At 71.7% G+C, this 15541-nt stretch carries 18 protein-coding genes and 1 pseudogene; 4 read left to right on the forward strand and 15 right to left on the reverse strand.

All coding sequences use genetic code 11. The features are described 5' to 3' along the window. Positions 1-10 precede the first annotated feature (10 nt). The 10 genes and pseudogenes from CUT83_RS08330 to CUT83_RS08375 all read right to left on the reverse strand — a co-directional run bounded on the left by CUT83_RS08330 (position 11) and on the right by CUT83_RS08375 (position 7119). On the reverse strand, positions 11-757 hold the full coding sequence (locus CUT83_RS08330; RefSeq protein WP_101254054.1) for a transposase family protein: 747 nt from the start codon (positions 755-757) through the stop codon (positions 11-13). A 161-nt stretch (positions 758-918) separates the two neighbouring features. After that, the gene (locus CUT83_RS08335; RefSeq protein ID WP_101255250.1) at positions 919-1332 is read right to left on the reverse strand and encodes an NUDIX hydrolase; all 414 of its coding nucleotides are present in this window, start codon (positions 1330-1332) and stop codon (positions 919-921) included. After that, positions 1329-1415, reverse strand: a pseudogene (locus CUT83_RS30830) (NUDIX hydrolase); the annotation flags it as partial. The pseudogene CUT83_RS30830 and the gene CUT83_RS08335, both read right to left, overlap by 4 nt. A gap of 199 nt (positions 1416-1614) precedes the next feature. Further along, positions 1615-1926 carry a hypothetical protein gene (locus CUT83_RS08345; protein WP_143688515.1) on the reverse strand — a complete coding sequence of 104 codons (312 nt, stop codon included), beginning with the start codon at positions 1924-1926 and terminating at the stop codon, positions 1615-1617. Positions 1927-2313: 387 nt separating this feature from the next. After that, positions 2314-2706, reverse strand: a complete 393-nt coding sequence (locus CUT83_RS08350; protein ID WP_101255252.1) for a type II toxin-antitoxin system VapC family toxin — start codon at positions 2704-2706, stop codon at positions 2314-2316. Beyond that, positions 2703-2981 carry a hypothetical protein gene (locus CUT83_RS08355; protein WP_101255253.1) on the reverse strand — a complete coding sequence of 93 codons (279 nt, stop codon included), beginning with the start codon at positions 2979-2981 and terminating at the stop codon, positions 2703-2705. Before CUT83_RS08355 ends, CUT83_RS08350 begins: the two co-directional genes overlap by 4 nt. Before the next feature lie 564 nt (positions 2982-3545). After that, positions 3546-3728 (reverse strand): hypothetical protein, encoded by a 183-nt coding sequence (locus CUT83_RS08360; RefSeq protein ID WP_101255254.1) that lies wholly within the window; start codon positions 3726-3728, stop codon positions 3546-3548. A gap of 783 nt (positions 3729-4511) precedes the next feature. Next, positions 4512-5936: an RtcB family protein gene (locus CUT83_RS08365; RefSeq protein ID WP_338104341.1), complete on the reverse strand. Its 1425-nt coding sequence runs from the start codon at positions 5934-5936 to the stop codon at positions 4512-4514. Positions 5937-5997: 61 nt separating this feature from the next. Then, entirely contained in the window at positions 5998-6444 is a 447-nt protein-coding gene (locus tag CUT83_RS08370; RefSeq protein ID WP_101255255.1) for a DUF2267 domain-containing protein, read from the reverse strand. Between the two features lie 201 nt (positions 6445-6645). Beyond that, positions 6646-7119, reverse strand: coding sequence for an archease (locus tag CUT83_RS08375; RefSeq protein WP_101255256.1), 474 nt, complete (start codon positions 7117-7119; stop codon positions 6646-6648). 138 nt (positions 7120-7257) lie between these two features. Here CUT83_RS08375 and CUT83_RS08380 point away from each other — a divergent pair, with 138 nt between their 5' ends. Then, complete coding sequence (locus CUT83_RS08380) at positions 7258-8832, forward strand: AAA family ATPase (RefSeq protein ID WP_101255257.1); 1575 nt, start codon at positions 7258-7260, stop codon at positions 8830-8832. 41 nt (positions 8833-8873) lie between these two features. On the opposite strand, the gene CUT83_RS08385 is transcribed toward CUT83_RS08380, so the two are convergent. Further along, positions 8874-9518 (reverse strand): class I SAM-dependent methyltransferase, encoded by a 645-nt coding sequence (locus tag CUT83_RS08385; RefSeq protein ID WP_101255258.1) that lies wholly within the window; start codon positions 9516-9518, stop codon positions 8874-8876. 234 nt (positions 9519-9752) lie between these two features. Between CUT83_RS08385 and CUT83_RS08390 the strand changes: the two genes are divergently transcribed. After that, complete coding sequence (locus CUT83_RS08390; RefSeq protein ID WP_101255264.1) at positions 9753-10421, forward strand: lytic polysaccharide monooxygenase auxiliary activity family 9 protein; 669 nt, start codon at positions 9753-9755, stop codon at positions 10419-10421. 76 nt (positions 10422-10497) lie between these two features. Here the strand turns inward: CUT83_RS08390 and CUT83_RS08395 are convergent, their stop codons facing one another. Both CUT83_RS08395 and CUT83_RS08400 read right to left on the reverse strand, forming a co-directional pair. Then, positions 10498-10836, reverse strand: a complete 339-nt coding sequence (locus CUT83_RS08395; protein WP_143688516.1) for a hypothetical protein — start codon at positions 10834-10836, stop codon at positions 10498-10500. A gap of 97 nt (positions 10837-10933) precedes the next feature. After that, positions 10934-12310: a PP2C family protein-serine/threonine phosphatase gene (locus CUT83_RS08400; protein ID WP_101255260.1), complete on the reverse strand. Its 1377-nt coding sequence runs from the start codon at positions 12308-12310 to the stop codon at positions 10934-10936. A 270-nt stretch (positions 12311-12580) separates the two neighbouring features. On the opposite strand from CUT83_RS08400, the gene CUT83_RS08405 reads away from it, so the two are divergent. Continuing rightward, positions 12581-13261, forward strand: a complete 681-nt coding sequence (locus CUT83_RS08405) for an enoyl-CoA hydratase-related protein (RefSeq protein ID WP_101255261.1) — start codon at positions 12581-12583, stop codon at positions 13259-13261. Here CUT83_RS08405 and CUT83_RS08410 read toward each other — a convergent pair. Next, on the reverse strand, positions 13245-13712 hold the full coding sequence (locus CUT83_RS08410; protein ID WP_143688517.1) for a hypothetical protein: 468 nt from the start codon (positions 13710-13712) through the stop codon (positions 13245-13247). The genes CUT83_RS08405 and CUT83_RS08410 overlap by 17 nt on opposite strands. Before the next feature lie 140 nt (positions 13713-13852). Then, positions 13853-14269: an IS200/IS605 family transposase gene (gene tnpA, locus CUT83_RS08415; RefSeq protein WP_093850225.1), complete on the reverse strand. Its 417-nt coding sequence runs from the start codon at positions 14267-14269 to the stop codon at positions 13853-13855. A gap of 25 nt (positions 14270-14294) precedes the next feature. Between tnpA and CUT83_RS08420 the strand changes: the two genes are divergently transcribed. Further along, positions 14295-15503, forward strand: a complete 1209-nt coding sequence (locus CUT83_RS08420) for an RNA-guided endonuclease InsQ/TnpB family protein (protein ID WP_101255106.1) — start codon at positions 14295-14297, stop codon at positions 15501-15503. Positions 15504-15541: the final 38 nt, after the last annotated feature.

A 15541-nucleotide genomic window follows, 5' to 3' on the forward strand; every position in this document is an offset into this window, starting at 1 on the left:
TGAACGCTTCTCATCCTGAGCGCCAGGCGATCTCGATGGCGTGAACGGCGGCGACCGTGCGACCGATGCGGTTGGTGCTGCACCGGGCCTTGCGGAGGATCCGCCATTGCTTGAGGCGGGCGAAGGCGCGTTCGCCCGGGGCGCGCAGCCGGGCGTGGTCGCGGTTGTACTGCTGGTAGTGCTCGGGCAGGTCGCGATGACCGTAGTAGGGGGTGCGGACGGTCGCGCCGGCGCCCTGGTAGGCGCGGTCGGCCAGGACGAGGAGCTGACGGGACAGGCAGGCTTGGATCACACCGTGGGCGCGGGCTGCGGTCAGGTCGTGCGTGCGGCCCGGTGTCGCGCGGGAGAACCAGAGCGGGGTGCCGTCCGGGCGGGCGATGACCTGCACGTTCATCCCGTGGCGGCGGTGCTTCTGCGAGTAGTACGGCTCGTCCGCCGCGATGCGGTTGGTAGTGATCAAAGTGCCGTCGAGGATGACGAACCCCTCCGGCGGCAGCTCGCGCAGGGCCTCGTGCAGGCTCGGGGCGCGCTCGGCGAGGAGGTCGACCGTTTCGCTCACGTACCGGCCGGCGGTGGCGGTGGAGATGCCGAACCCCGCTGCGGCCTGGGCCAGGGTCTCGTTCTTGCGCAGGTGCACCAGGACCAGCAGGGCCTGGCGGAAGCAGCCCAGCTTCCGCCAGCGGGAGTTCAGCTCACGCCTTCGGGCGTAGATGAGCCAGGAAACGTGCTCCACGACTTCGTGGGGGACGTCGAGCATGGCACGATACGGGACCAACAGGGCTCCTGTGTCGAGACGTTGGCGAGTGAGATCACCAGCCGCAACGACCAGGAGCCCTGCCGCGTTACGGCCCCCCGACCACCAGCCGCCATCACCCACGAACCACAGGATGAGAAGCGTTCAGTGCGGCCCGAGGCCGTTCAGGAAAGCAGAGCCGCGTCGAGGTATTCCTGCACCGGCTCGAACAGTCCGTACGGCACGTACTGCGGGATCTCCCCATGGGCGACCCAGGCGAGTTCGGCCAGTTCCTCGGTGTCCGCGACGTGGGCGGTGCCGCCCACCACATCGCAAGCGGTGTACGACATCAGCCGGCCCGTCTTCGGGTGGACCCGCTCGCCGAGCAGTTTCACGGCGGCCACGTCGAGGCCGGTCTCCTCCTTGGTCTCCCGCACAGCGGCGTCCTCGCGGGACTCACCGGGCTCGACCTCTCCGGCCGGGAACTGCCAGGAGAGCTGTCCCTCGCTGACCCGGCGACGCACCATGAGCACGCGTCCCTCGTGCACCACGATGGCAGCGGCGATGCCCGGCCGCTCGTCCGTGTTCTGCTGCGTCACGTCTGCTCCTCCAGGGCGGCCAGGATGGACGGGAAGACCGTATCGACGGGGATGAAGCGGGTCACCGAGTTTCTGGGGACCTTGAGGGGCCTCGCGTTTTCCGGACAGGTGATTCAACCGGCTATTTCATGTGGCGAGACGGAGTCGTTCATGCTCGGCGTGCGCTTCTTGCGGCGGACGACAACCGATCGCCGAGTGAAGACGTCAACCGCACCAGGCTGGTTGGAGAGTTACCAGGTCCAGAATGCTTCAGATTCATCTTCACAAGCTCCTGCGCTCTCGTCAGCGTCGGAAGCCGCGCCTGGGGTCCCGGACAGGCGGGTATCCGAACGGCTCGAACCACGCTGCCGCACGTAGGTCACCCATGCCCAGACGCTGGTTCACGTCACCGTCCGGGTCGTCGACGCCGTCGAAGCGTGCGTCGAACAGCATGAGGACATCATGGTCCTGGAAGAACAGATCGGAGCATGCGTTCCAGTCGTAGTCGTCGCGATGCTCGGGCAAGTGACTGTGCTCGGTGTCGCGGGAGGCCAGCACGACGCGCAGTAGCTGGACCGCCTGGTATGCGTGACGCTTGTCCTTGCAGGTCAGCACTCCGGTGAGAGAACGGGGGCCGGCGTGTGGACCGATCAAGGCCATGACGCGGCTCTTGCTGGGGCTGTGCTCGCACAGGAAGTCGAAAAGGGGGGGGCGAGTTCGGGCTCGATGGCCATGCGGGAGACTCCGGGGACCCGTTTGGTGCGCAACCTGGCGGGAGCGCATGCTAAGGAGGAGATCACCGCTGGTGAGCGCGGTACTGGCGCGCTCCCGGACGGGGAAGTGCGTGAGTTGCGGCTGGTTCCCCCGGTGCTACCGGCGGCCCGGACCGTGCGGAAGGAGAGCCTGCTTCAGTGCACCGACAGTGGGCGCCCAAATGAATGGGCAGAGGTGTGCCGATCAGCAGGGAGTCGGAGGCTGTGGCTGGGTCAGGATCGCACTGCGTCAGATCTTGATCACACGGGTGTCAGGGCCGCACAGCATCAGGAGGTCCTCGGGGTCCGAGGTCAGGACGGTCACGGGGGAGGGTGAGGCCAGTGCGGTGGCGGCCACGATGGCGTCGAGGGCGTATTTGTGGCCGTGGAGGCCGGCCGCGGCGAGGAGTTTGCTGGCGTGGCGGGCGATCGCTTCGGTGGGCGGAATGATGTTTACCCGTGAGACGGCGTAATCGAAGCGGGCCTGTTTAATCTTGGGGTCGCGGGCTTCGACGATGGTGACGGAACTGGTGATGACGCGGATGTCCTCGGCCTCGGCGGCAGCGAGCCATTCGGTGAGTTCGGGTGTGCGCCGTACGACTTTGGACAGGCCTTCGCAGTCCAGAACGAGGGTGCCGCTCACGCGGCGTCCGCCGAGCCGGCAGCACTGCTGCGCAGGAGTGCCCGCTTGGCCTCGACGGCTGCCTGGTCGACGGGACCGTGTTCGGCTTCCGCATCTTCGATGAGTTCGTGCAGCCGCTCGCGTTCGAGTTGGCGCTGGACGAGGGCTTCGACATAGGCGGACATGCCGCGCTTGCCAGTGCGTGCCTTGAGGGCGGCGATGGTGCCTTCGTGGAGGGAGACGGAGACCGGACGGACGGGGCCTTCGCCAGGAGCGGGTTCGGGGGTGATGGCCATGCAGCCACTCTAACAAAACTTTTGTTATTTGGGTGGAGGGATTATGCGGCGTGTGTCTTGTCCGCCAGGCACGGGCGGATTGCCTTGCAAGGTACAGATCCTCTGTGACCACAAAAGGCAAGGATGCGTCCTGTGGGCCTGACCCTCAGTCGGACCACGGGGTAGGACCTCGCCAAGCGCGGCCAGTGTCCGTGCACGGTCTTGCGCCTGGGCAACGCCCACCGGGTCGCCACCGCCGACCTGTTCAAGCTGTTCTGCATCGACGCACCCGAGCGCGCAGGTGGCGAAGGGGGGAGGGCGGGCTGCTTCTTGTCAAGTTGTTGTTGCTGCGCGTGCTGCCTTGCTCGGCGCCGTACGTGGCTCACCGCGCGTGCGTACGTGGCTGTCACTCGCGGGCGCTGCGTGAGCGGGCGAGGGAGCGCAACCGGGCCGGCGGCCTCCGTCCGGCCCGGCTCGTCGATTAATTCATTCCTCATCCCGCAGGGAAGAAATTTCGGGCCTCTCGTGTAGGCCGGTGGATGGGTCAGGGGCTCCGACGAGCCGGGGCCCCTGACCCGAGTGCTGTCAGTGGCGGGACTGGAGCCAGACCACGGCCAGTCCCACTGCGGCGGTTCCGATACCGGAACAGACGCCCCGCAGGAGGTGGTCGGCGGCGATGCGGCGGCCCCGGAACCCCCATCGGGCGAGGCGCCGCAGGGCAGCCCTGGCTCGCTGAGTGGCGGAGACGCCGTTGCGCTTATGCTGCATGACTGGTGTTCCTTCCAGGTTCTTCGCGGGCTTGCGAGGTCACCGCGCAGAGAGCCCCACCCGACCCAGTGGCCTAGGAAACCTGGGGTCGGGGCGCGGGCTCTCTGGCGCGTAAGGGGAGCGGAGTCTGTCTCGGCCTCCACCGCGCCGGTGCATGGTGCGCCGAAGATGACGGAGCCCTGTCGGCGGGGGGCGTGGTCCGCGCAGGTGCCGAAGAATCCGGGGCTCATCGGCGGCCGGGAGTTCGTGCGATGCGTCCGGCTCTCCGGCCGACGCGGTCGCGGGGTCTTCTCGCTCGGTCGGCCGGGTCAGCCACCGGGAGCGATGCCTCCGTCGTACAGCGCACCACCGACGGACGTGGGCGGAGGGAAATGCGCTCTCCGGGTGCGGCTGCGCCGGGCTGCCTCAGTGTGCGCCCCGAGCGCCGTACCGATGCACGCGAGGGTCATCGAGACCTCCTGCGGACATGTGGACGACTACTGGCCGATCACTCCAACTTCCCCGCACTATAGTCGAGTTCACGTGCAGCTGCATGTGCATCTGCACGTGCAGATGTATCTCGGTAAACTTTTGCGTTCCGTGTAATACGTTCGCCGTTATCCGAGGCTCCTCGACGGGAACCGGATCGGGTCGGGGAGTTCGGGCGGCAGGAAGCCGAGGCCCGACCGCTTGTCATCGCGGTGTTTGCTCGGGTGGGCGGCGAGACGGGCACGTCCGCCGCGCCTTCCGGCGCCCTTGTGGTTTGCCCGGTGCCCGTGCGGTGACCGACGGGCACCGGCCCCCTCAGCCCTTGACGACGCCCAGTGGGACCAGGCGGGCGACCAGGTGGGCCAGGCCCGCGCCCTCGGTGGCGGCGGCGACGGCGTCGACGTCCTTGTAGGCCTCCGGGGTCTCCTCGGCCAGGCCGCGCCAGGAGGAGGGGCGGACGGCGACGCCGCCGGCCTCCAGCCGGCCGCGCAGTTCCTCGCCGCGGACCCGGCGCAGCGCCTGGTGGCGGCTCCAGACCCGGCCGGCGCCGTGACAGGTGGAGTGGAAGGCGTCGTTGTCCCTCTCGCCGACCAGGACGTAGGAGGCGGTGCCCATGGTGCCGGGGATGAGCACCGGCTGCCCGGCGCCGGAGAGTTCCCCGGGCAGGTCGGGGTGGCCGGGCGGCAGCGCGCGGGTGGCGCCCTTGCGGTGGACGCACAGGCGGCGCGGTACGCCGTCCACCTGGTGGGTCTCGGTCTTCGCCATGTTGTGGGAGACGTCGTAGACCAGCTCCACCCCGGCCCCCGCCGCCGAGGTGAAGGCACGGCGCACGGCCTCGGTGAGCAACTGGCGGTTGGCGCGGCCGTAGTTGGCGGCGGCGGCCATGGCGCCCAGGTACGCCCGCCCCTCCGGGGAGACGACCGGCGCGCAGGCGAGCTGCCGGTCCGGCAGGGAGATGCCGAAGCGGCGCAGCGAGCGGTCCATGACGCGGACGTGGTCGGTGCACACCTGGTGGCCCAGGCCCCGGGAGCCGCAGTGGATCATCACGCACACCCCGCCGGGGCGCAGCCCGAAGGCGGCGGCGGTCTTCTCGTCGTGGACCCGGTCAACGGCCTGCACCTCCAGGAAGTGGTTGCCCGAGCCCAGGCTGCCGACCTGCCGGAGGCCGCGTTCCACGGCCCGCGCCCCCACCTGGGAGGGGTCGGCGTCCTCCAGGGCGCCGTAGTCCTCGCAGAAGGTCAGGTCGCGCGGCACGCCGTGGCCCTGTTCGACGGCGTACCGGGCGCCCCGGGCCAGCAGTTCGTCCATCTGCGGGCGTCCGGAGAGTTTCCACAGCCCGCCGGGTCCGGTGCCGCGCGGGACGGTGTCGCCGAGGGTGTCCATCAGTTCCCGCAGGCGGGGTGCCAGGGCGTCGCGGTCGATGCCGGCGGCCAGCAGGCGCACCCCGCAGGAGATGTCGAAGCCCACGCCGCCGGGCGAGACCACGCCGACGGCGTCGATGTCGGTGGCGGCCACCCCGCCGATCGGGAAGCCGTACCCCCAGTGGACGTCGGGCATGGCGAAGGAGGCGCGGACGATGCCGGGGAGGGTGGCCACGTTGGCCACCTGTTCCAGCGCCTGGTCGCCCGCCGCCTCGGGCAGCAGGTCGCGGGTGGCGAACACGGTTCCCGGCACGCGCATCGCGCCCCGCCGCTCGATGCGGAAGCGGAACGGGCTCTCCTCGGTCAGGGTGATGTCCACGGTCCCCTCCGGGTGCGTTCCGGTGGCCGGGCTGCCGGCACCGGTGCGAGCCGGTGCTCGCTCAGCCCGCCGGGGCCGGGACCGGCGCGGTTTCGAGGACGGCGCGGACGTCGTGCGGGAGCTGGTCGAGCGCCCGCTCCAGCTGGCCGGGCGACAGGTGGCCGCGCACGACCTCGGTGACCGCCGGGGCGATCCGGGGGACGGCCTCGGTGCTCACCAGGGCCTCCTGGGCGAAGCGGTTCACATAGGCCTCGCGGTCGTACTTGACCGGCGCGGCGCTGGGGACCCAGCCGTCGTAGTAGACGCCGCGCAGCAGTTCGGGGAGCTGGGCGGCGAAGTGGGCGGCGGCGTCGACGGTGAGCCGGTCGCGGAGGGTGTGCAGCCAGGTGCGCAGGACACGGTTGGCCAGGTGCCGGTCCTGAGTCCCCAGGGCTTCGGACACCGCCTTGAGCCAGATGTTCGCGGTGTGGATGACGTGCTCGAACTCGGCCGCGTGTGTGGCGGACATGGATCTTCCCCCCTCGGAGAAAGAGGTCGTGGCGCCCTGGGGGCGCCGCGGGACGCCGTACGGAACCGGTGGCCGGATATGGCCGTTTCGTCCCTGTCCTGAGGTCCATGGTATTGCGGCGGGCCCGCGCGGTCACCCGCTCGGAGCACCCGGCCCGTCCGGACCCGCCCGGACCCGTCCGGGCCCGTCCGGCGCGTCCGCTCAGACGTCGAGCGTCACCGAGCACTCCCAGCCGTGTTCTCCTCGGCCGAAGCTCAGCCCGTGCAGCGTGACGGCCTTGGGCGCCGCGCCCGTCTCCGCGAGCGTGCCGACGTCGGCCATGTGCAGTACGGCCCGCATCCCGCCGGGCACGGCGGCCGGTTCCGCGTCCACCGGCACCTCGCCGTCGGCGTCGAGCCGGTACACCACCTCGTCCAGCAGGGCCACCAGCAGGTCCTCGTCCGTCTCCGCCCGCACCTCGACGTCCCTGCGGCGCCGGCCGACGGCCCCCGACAGGTCCACGAACGACTCGCAGACGCCGCGCACCGCGTGCGCCAGGCATTCCTCGCGGGTCGGGGCCCACGCCTCCACCCGCAGGTCGGCGGTGTGCGGGACGGAGCGGTGCCCGCCACGCGGCCCGCCGTCCGGTTCGTCGCGCGGTCCGCCGTGTCGCGCGGCGCTCCCGTCTCGTGCCATGGTTCCGCCCTCCTCGGCTCCCGGCCCCGGCCCGTCGTCCCCATCCTCGCCCCGCGGGCGGACGTACGCGCGTCGCGGCGGCCGGTGGCCGGAGGTGTAATGGGAAGGAGGAGCGCCATCGACCGATGGGAGCGGCCCGTGTCCCGCACCGACGCCCTCCGGTACGCCAAGCCGGATACGGTCCTCGGCCGCGACGCCGAGTGGGAGGCGCTCGCCGCCTTCGCCTCCGACTCCCGCCCCGGACCCGGCCTCGGTGTCGTCTCGGGACGGCTGCGGCAGGGCAAGACGCATCTGCTGCGGGCGCTCACCGAGGCCGCCGGCGGCTTCTGGTTCGGCGCGCAGGAGGCGGTGCGGTCGGAGTCCCTGCGCATGCTGGGCGAGCGGATCGCCGAGTACGCCGAGTCCGCCGAGTCCGCCGAGTACGCCGGGGCCGCCGAGTCCGCCGGCGCACCCGCGCGAGGCCGCCCGCGCGACTGGGAGGCGGCCGTGGACGCCCTGCTGGGGCTGGGGGAGGGCCGGCCGCTGCCGGTCGTGGTCGACGAGTTCCCCCGCCTGGTGCGGCAGAGCCCTTCGCTGCCGTCCGTGATCTGCGCCGCCCTGCACCGCCGGAGCGCGGCGGTGGCGGCGGGCGGGGAGGACGGCGGGGCCCGGCCCCGGCTGCTGCTGTGCGGCAGCGACCTGCCGGTGATGCGCCGGCTGTTCAGCGGCCCCTCGCCGCTGCACGGGCTGGCGGACCTGGAGATGGAGGTGCGCCCGCCGGACTTCCGGCAGGCCGCGCGCATGTGGGACCTGGACGACCCCCGCCTGGCGTTCCTGGTGCACGCCGTGGTGGGCGGCACCCCCGCCTACCGGTACGACCACGTCCGCGGTGACACCCCCAGTGGGCCGGACGACTTCGACGCCTGGGTGTGCCGGACGGCCCTGGACCCGGGCACGCCCCTGTACCGCGAGGCGCGGCTGCTGGTGGTGGAGGAGACCGACCACCTCGACCGCGCCCTGAGCCACTCCGTGCTCGCCGCCGTCGCCTCGGGCCACTCCACGGCCGGCGAGATCGCCGAGCGCGTGGAGGTCCCGCTGCCCGACGTCTCCCGCTGCCTGGAACTGCTGCACGAGAGCGGCCTGCTGGGCGCCGAACCCGACGCGCTGCGCCCGAACGTCACCCGGCTGCGGATCGCCGAGCCGCTGCTCGCCTTCGAGTACGCGGTCGTCCGGCCGCGGCGCCCGTCGGCGGAGCGGGAGGACCCCGCCGCCCTGTGGCGCCGGGCGCTTCCCGACTTCGGGGCGCGGGTGGCGGCGCCGCACTTCGCCCAGGTGTGCCGGGACTGGGCGGTGCGGTACGCCGGCCCCGGGGTCTTCGGGGAGGAGCCCGCCACGGCGTTCCACGGTTCCCCGGCCCACCCTCCGCCGGAGGCCGCGCCCGCCGCCGAGGTGGTGGTGCGGGGGCCGGCCGGGGAGCGCCCCGGCGCGCTGCTGTCGGTCGGGCTGGCCCGCTGGGACGAGGTGCTGGACGTGACCCACCTGGAGCGGCTGCGCCGGCTGATCGCCCATCTCGCCGCCCACGGTGAGGACACCGCGCGCACCCGTCCCGCCTGCTACTCCGGGGCGGGCTTCACCCCCGCCCTGCGCGCGGCGGAGGCGGACGGCGAGGTGCTGCTCGTCGGCCTCGACCGGCTGTACGGGGGGAGGCAAGAGGGCGCTCTCGGCGGCTCGTAGGCCGACGGACCGGCCGGCCGCCGAAGGGGCGGCCGGGCGGGTCAGCCGTCCGCGCCGGGCTTGCGGAAGACCAGCAGATACCGCCAGAACAGCAGCCTGCGCAGGGTCGCGCCGGGCAGCGGTACGGCCGCCTCCCGCCGTATCTCCTCCAGCGTCGCCTCCGGCCGCCTCACCGGCGCCTTGGCGGTCGGCGGGCCGGGATCGCGGCCGCCGCGCGGACGGGCCGCCTCCCGTGCGGCGACCGCGATCCGGGCGGCCGCGTTGACGGGCACGGCGGCCAGGCTCCAGGCCCGGTCGGCCGGGGACGCCTCCCGGTAGCAGCCCAGTACGGCCAGGACGCCGCCGGGCGCCAGCGCGTCCCGCAGTGCGGCGACGGTGCCGAACGGCATGTGGTGGAGGGCGGCCAGGCAGGAGATGAAGTCGTATCGCCCGGGCGGTAGTCGGGCGCGGGTGGCGTCCATGTGGCGGAAGTCCGGCCGGTGCCGTGGCGGCAGGCCGGCCGACGCCTCGCGGGCGGTCTCGATCACCTCGGCCGATACGTCGATCCCGTCCACCTCGATGCCCCGCCCGGCGAGCAGCCGGGCGAAGCGCCCGGTCCCGCAGCCGACGTCGAGGGCGGTACGGCAGCCGGGAGGCATCTGGCGCAGCAGCAGCCGGTGGTAGTGGTCGTTGTGGTCGAAGGACACGGCGCCGACGATGCCACGGTGTCGGCGGCGTCGGCGGTGCTGGCGGTGCTGGCGGTGCTGGCGGTGCCATGGTGCGCGTGGCCGCGTCCGGTGGCCCGGAAGTTGATTTCTGTCGAATTGCTGTCGAATGTGTTTCGGTCCGGTTGCTGCGGGGGAACGCACGAATGATGACCTGGGAGCGCTCCCAGGTCACGCCCCCGCATCCCCTCACAGCATGAAAGCGAAGTGTCCGCGATGAATTGTCATGAGCGCGTCTTAGGTGGCCGCTGGACGGCCCGCCTCCTCGCCGTGCTGGCCGCCGTGCTGCTCGGCATGCTTCCGTGGGCCGGGACCGCCTCCGCCCACGGCTCGGTCATCGACCCCGCCTCCCGCAACTACGGCTGCTGGCTGCGCTGGGGCAGCGACTTCCAGAACCCGGCCATGCAGCGGGAAGACCCGATGTGCTGGCAGGCGTGGCAGACCGACACCAACGCCATGTGGAACTGGAACGGCCTCTACCGCGACAACGTCGGCGGCAACCACCAGGCGTTCGTCCCCGACGGCCAGCTGTGCAGCGCCGGGCACACCAGCGACGGCCGCTACCGCGCGATGGACGTCCCCGGCCAGTGGAAGAAGACGAACATCGGCAGCGACTTCACCGTGCACCTGCGCGACCAGGCCCGGCACGGCGCCGACTACCTGCAGATCTACGTCACCCGCCAGGGCTTCGACCCCACCACCCAGCGGCTGGGCTGGGGCGACCTGGAGCTGATCGAGACGACCGGCAGGTACGCACCCGCCTCGGACATCAGGGTGGACGTCAGCGCCCCCGGCCGCAGCGGGCACCACATCGTCTACACGATCTGGAAGGCCTCGCACGCCGACCAGGTCTACTACATCTGCAGCGACGTGGACTTCGGCTGACCCGAAGCCCCTCGCCGCATGGGCGGCGGGCGGCGGGCGGCCCAGGCCCTCATGGGTCTGGGCCGCCCGCCGTCTTCTACGGCGAACCGCCGTCCGGTCGCGGCCGGCCGCCGGCGCGTTCCCGCATCCACAGCACGCCCGACGCCGCGAGGGAACAGATCACGAGGACCGCGCCGACCGCGCGCACGGCGTCCACCGCCGGAACCTCCGGACGCCCCAGCAGCTCCAGTCCGGCTTCCACGGCCAGGCCCAGCCCCATCAGCACGAAGCCTCCGGCACGGCACCGCACCACCCATTCCGGACGGCCCCGTCCCGGCGGGGAGGCTTCGCCCGGCCTGCGCAGGCCGTCCCATCCCACCCCCAGGAACAGCAGGCCGAGCAGCAGCTGGAACACGCTCACAGTGGTCTCGATCACGGTCTCCCCCATCCGGGCGCACCCGTCCCCGCGTCCGCCGCGGCCGGGCGCATGATCAACAGGGTCAACCTATCCGGTGCAAAGACAGCGGTGAGGATCAGGCCTGCGGGCCGGGAGTGCGCAGGACGAGGACGGCCAGGTCGTCGTGGCCGTCGCTGGTGTGGTTGTCGGCCAGGATCCGGCACAGCTTGTCCGGCGGCTCCCCGGCGTGGGCGGCGGCCACCTCGGCGAGCTCGTCCATGCACACGTCCAGCGGGCGGCTCGGGTGTTCCACCAGCCCGTCCGTGAAGAGGACCACCGTGCTCCCGCCCGGCAGGGGGTGGGTGTGGTCGGGGCGGGGCTGCCGGGTGTCCACCCCGAGCGGCACGCCGGGGTCGGCGTGCAGATAGACCGTCCTCCGGTCCGGTGTGATCACCAGCGGCGGCAGATGGCCCGCGCTGCTCCAGTGCAGGCACCAGCCGTCCCCCTCCGGCTCGATACGGGCCAGGCAGGCGGTGGTGACGGAGCTCTCGGTGATCGCGTGGAGTGTTCGGTCGAGCTGGGAGAGGACCAGGCTCGGCGGGGTGCGCCGGTCGTACAGCAGCGCGCGGAGCATGTTGCGGGTCTGGGCCATGGAGGCCGCGGCCTTCAGGTCGTGCCCGACGACGTCCCCGATGACGGCCGCGCAGGACTGGTCCGGCAGCAGGATGACGTCGTACCAGTCGCCGCCGAGCTGCCCGGGGGCGGTCGCGGGCCGGTAGACGGCCGATCCGCTGAACGGGTGGAGGTCGGGGAGCCGGGGCAGCAGCAGGCGCTGGAAGTTCTCGGCGCCGGAGCGGACCTGCTCGAACAGCCGGGCGTTCTCGATCGCCACGCCCGCGGCGCCCGCCAGCGCGACGACGATGTTCTCGTCCTGGGCGTCGAAGGGGAGGCCGTCGCGCCGGTCGGTCAGGTACAGGTCGCCGTAGATCTCGCCCCGCACGCTGATCGCCACGCCGAGCAGGGTGCGCATCGGCGGATGTCCGGGCGGGAAGCCCGAGGAGTTGGGGTGGGCTCCGATGTGCTCGACCCGCAGCGGTTCGGGGTTGTGGATCAGGTGCCCGAGCAGGCCGTGGCCCCGGGGCAGCTCCACACCGGCGAGCGCGGCCTCCTCCTCGTCGCTCAGCCCGACGGGGATGAACCGCTCCAGCCTCTCGCCGCTGTCGTCCAGTACGCCGAGCGCGCCGTAGCGGGCGTCCACCAGCTCCATCGCCGTGGTGACGATGCGGCGCAGCACCACGGGCAGCTCCAGCTCGCTGCTGATGGCCAGCACGGCGTCGAGCAGGCTCTGCAGCCGCTGCTGGGCGCGGGTCAGCGACCGGATCTGCTCGGTGAACTCGGCGGCCTCGGCCTCCCGGCCGGGGTCGGTCTGCGGGGCGGGGTCGGCATGCGGGCCGGTCGGCGGGTCGGTGCGGGGCCGTTCCCCGTGCCGCTGTGCCCCCTGGCCCTGCTCCATCACGTCTCCTCGTCGCTGTGGACCGGGCACGCTACCCGGCCTGGGCGCCCGCCGGGGGAGAGCGCCTGTTTCCTCTCCGGTGACACCCCATAGGGCATATGCTAAGACCCTTTTGTCCGATGAGTGAGGTCCGACGGTCCGGTGCCGGGGGATGTGGCCGGGGGAGTGGCTGGGTAGCATGCGGCCATCGCCGTTACCGGTCAGTAGGTTCTCGTTGGGGAAGATCACGACAGGACGAGGCCGGTTCCACTCCCGCCCGAAGGAGCAGCCATGCCCGCGCTCGACCGCCAAGGCGACGTCTTCGTCCTCGACCTCGGGGACGGCGAGAACCGCTTCCACCCCGACTGGCTCACCTCCGTCAACGCCCTGCTCGACGAGGTAGAGAAGACCGAGGGGCCGCGCGCCCTGGTCACCGCGGCGACCGGCAAGTTCTTCTCCAACGGCCTCGACCTCGAATGGCTGCTGGCCAACACCGGCAAGGCCGCCGAGTACGCCGCGAGCGTCCAGGACCTCTTCGCCCGGGTGCTGACCCTGCCGCTGATCACCGTGGCCGCCCTCCAGGGCCACACCTTCGCCGCCGGCGCGATGCTCTCCCTGGCCCACGACTTCCGCGTGATGCGCGCCGACCGGGGCTTCTGGTGCCTGCCCGAGGCCGACATCCACATCCCCTTCACCCCCGGCATGTCCGCCCTCATCCAGGCCCGGCTGACCCCGCAGACGGCCCACGAGTCCATGACCACCGCCCGCCGCTACGGCGGACAGGACGCGCTGGCCGCCGGGATCGTCGACCGCGCGGTGGAGGAGGACGCCGTCCGGTCCACCGCGATCGAGATCGCCGCCTCCCTGACCGCCAAGGCGAGCCCCACCCTGGGCACCATCAAGTCCCGGATGTACGGCCCGGCCGTCGCGGAGCTGCGCGCCGAGGAGATTCCGCTCAGCCTGGGCGGCTGAGCGGTCGACCGGTCGACCGGCTGGGCGTCCGGCCGCTCAGCCGAAGACCGGGACCGGGCCCCGGTCTCGCGCGCCCCGGCTCCCGTTCTGTACCGGGGGCCTCGCCGGGCGGCGTGCCCTCCCGCAGGAACGCCCCCCACCAGGCGTCGTCCCGCGCCGTCCGCGAGAAGTACGTGCGGTACACCCACTGGGTGCGGCCCTCGCCCACGGTCTCGCGCATCCGCCGCAGATGCCCGGCCCGCGACAGCGCGTTCAGCGCGGACCGCACCGCCTGCTGCCCGTAGGCGGGCAGTTCGCGGGCGAGGGTCTTGGTGTCGATCGCCGCGCCGTCCGGCAGGCGGTCGATGTGGGCGGCCACCGAGGCCTCACGGGGCGGCAGGTGTTCGAAGTCGCTGCGCTTACGGGGGAGTTGTCCGGGCGCGGAGCGTTTTCCGTAGCCGGGAGCGGCCATCGGAGGGGCGTACGGGCGCACGTCGGCGCTACCGGGACTATTGGCAGTGCACCGGGCTTCAGCCCGGTGGTGAGGCGAATCTGAGAGCTGCTCTGACCTCAGCTGTGGGCATGGATCTGCACTGTTCACCTCGGCCCGGGTCAGAGCGGCCGGTTCTGCTGCTCGATGTACTGCTTCACGATGCTGAGCGGCGCGCCGCCGACGGACCCGGCGAAGTACGAGCCGGACCACAGGCGCTGTGCCCGCCAGTAGTGGCGGACGAGGTCGGGGAACTCCTGGCGGAGCCTGCGGGAGGACACGCCTTTGAGGGAGTTCACCAGCCTGGACACGGCAACCTTCGGCGGGAAGTTCACGAGGAGATGGACGTGGTTGTTCTCGCCGTTGAACTCGACCAGCTCGGCCTCGAAGTCCTCGCACACGGCCCGCATGATCTCCTCGCACCGCGTCAAGTGCCGGTCAACGAAGACGGAGTGCCGGTACTTCGTCACGAAAACCAAGTGGACATGCATGCGGAAGACGCAGTGACGACCAGTACGAACGTTCTCATCGATACCCATAAACCAACTGTGTACCATGATCCGCATGCAGCTTCGGTACAGCTTCCGCTTGTACCCGAGCGTCGGTCAGCGCATGGCGTTGGCGAGGGCGTTCGGGTGTGCGCGGGTGGTCTACAACGACGCGCTTCGCGCTCGGGAGACCGCCCGCAGCGAGGGGCTGCCGTTCCCGAAGACCGGCGACCTGTCGAAGGCGCTGATCACCGAGGCGAAGAGCACCCCGGAGCGGGCGTGGCTCGGCGAGGTGTCGGCGGTCGTTCTCCAGCAGTCGCTGCGCGACCTGGAGGCCGCGTACCGGAACTTCTTCGACGGCCTGAAGGGCAAGCGCCCGCGCATGGGCGCGCCCCGGTACAAGTCGAAGAGGGACACCCGGCAGTCGGTCCGGTTCACGGCGAACGCCCGCTGGTCGATCACCCCGGGCGGCAGGCTGCGTCTGCCGAAGATCGGCGACGTCAAGGTGAAGTGGTCCCGCTCCCTGCCGTCGACGCCGTCCACGGTGACCGTGGTCAAGGACGCGGCAGGCCGGTACTTCGCGTCCTTCGTCGTGGAGACCGGCCCGGAGGAAGTCCTGCCCCAGGTCGCGCCCGAGGTGGGCATCGATCTCGGGCTCGGACACTTCGCGGTCCTCTCCGACGGGACGAAGATCGACAGCCCGCGCTTCCTGCGCCGGGCCGAAAAACGCCTGAAGAAGGCGCAGCGCTCCCTCTCCCGCAAGGAGAAGGGCAGCAAGAACCGGGACAAGGCCAGGATCCGCGTCGCACGGGCACACGCCCGTGTCGCGGACGCGCGCCGCGAGTTCCACCACCAGCTCTCCACACAGCTGATCCGCGACAACCAAGCGGTCGCCGTGGAGGACCTGGCGGTGAAGGGACTCGCGCGCACGCGCCTGGCCAAGTCCGTGCACGACGCCGGATGGTCGGCGTTCGTGAGCATGCTGGAGTACAAGGCCGCCCGGTACGGACGTACCTTCGTGAAGATCGGCCGGTTCGAGCCGACCTCCCGGGTGTGCTCCGTGTGCGGCGTCAAGGACGGCCCCAAGCCCCTCCACATCCGAGAGTGGACCTGCCAGGCGTGCGGGGCGGTCCTGGACCGGGACATCAACGCGGCGGTCAACGTCGCCAAGGCCGCCGGACTGGCGGCATCAGCCTGTGGAGCGCAGGTAAGACCGGGACTCGTCCCGGCACCGCGCGGCGAAGCAGGAACCCACTCGACACCGCAGCCACAGGCGGCGCGGTAGGCGGGAATCGCCGTCCTTCAGGGCGGCGAGGATGTCAA

The organism is Streptomyces barkulensis, assembly GCF_002843305.1.
GTDB classification, from domain to species: Bacteria; Actinomycetota; Actinomycetes; order Streptomycetales; family Streptomycetaceae; genus Streptomyces; species Streptomyces barkulensis.

Coding starts and splice junctions, on each gene's coding strand:
- CUT83_RS08330 (WP_101254054.1), bottom strand. CDS start 757: ATGCTCGACGTCCCCCACGAAGTCGTGGAGCACGTTTCCTGGCTCATC.
- CUT83_RS08355 (WP_101255253.1), bottom strand. CDS start 2,981: ATGGCCATCACCCCCGAACCCGCTCCTGGCGAAGGCCCCGTCCGTCCG.
- CUT83_RS08360 (WP_101255254.1), bottom strand. CDS start 3,728: ATGCAGCATAAGCGCAACGGCGTCTCCGCCACTCAGCGAGCCAGGGCT.
- CUT83_RS08370 (WP_101255255.1), bottom strand. CDS start 6,444: ATGTCCGCCACACACGCGGCCGAGTTCGAGCACGTCATCCACACCGCG.
- CUT83_RS08375 (WP_101255256.1), bottom strand. CDS start 7,119: ATGGCACGAGACGGGAGCGCCGCGCGACACGGCGGACCGCGCGACGAA.
- CUT83_RS08390 (WP_101255264.1), top strand. CDS start 9,753: ATGAATTGTCATGAGCGCGTCTTAGGTGGCCGCTGGACGGCCCGCCTC.
- CUT83_RS08400 (WP_101255260.1), bottom strand. CDS start 12,310: ATGGAGCAGGGCCAGGGGGCACAGCGGCACGGGGAACGGCCCCGCACC.
- CUT83_RS08405 (WP_101255261.1), top strand. CDS start 12,581: ATGCCCGCGCTCGACCGCCAAGGCGACGTCTTCGTCCTCGACCTCGGG.
- CUT83_RS08410 (WP_143688517.1), bottom strand. CDS start 13,712: ATGGCCGCTCCCGGCTACGGAAAACGCTCCGCGCCCGGACAACTCCCC.
- tnpA (WP_093850225.1), bottom strand. CDS start 14,269: ATGGGTATCGATGAGAACGTTCGTACTGGTCGTCACTGCGTCTTCCGC.
- CUT83_RS08420 (WP_101255106.1), top strand. CDS start 14,295: ATGCAGCTTCGGTACAGCTTCCGCTTGTACCCGAGCGTCGGTCAGCGC.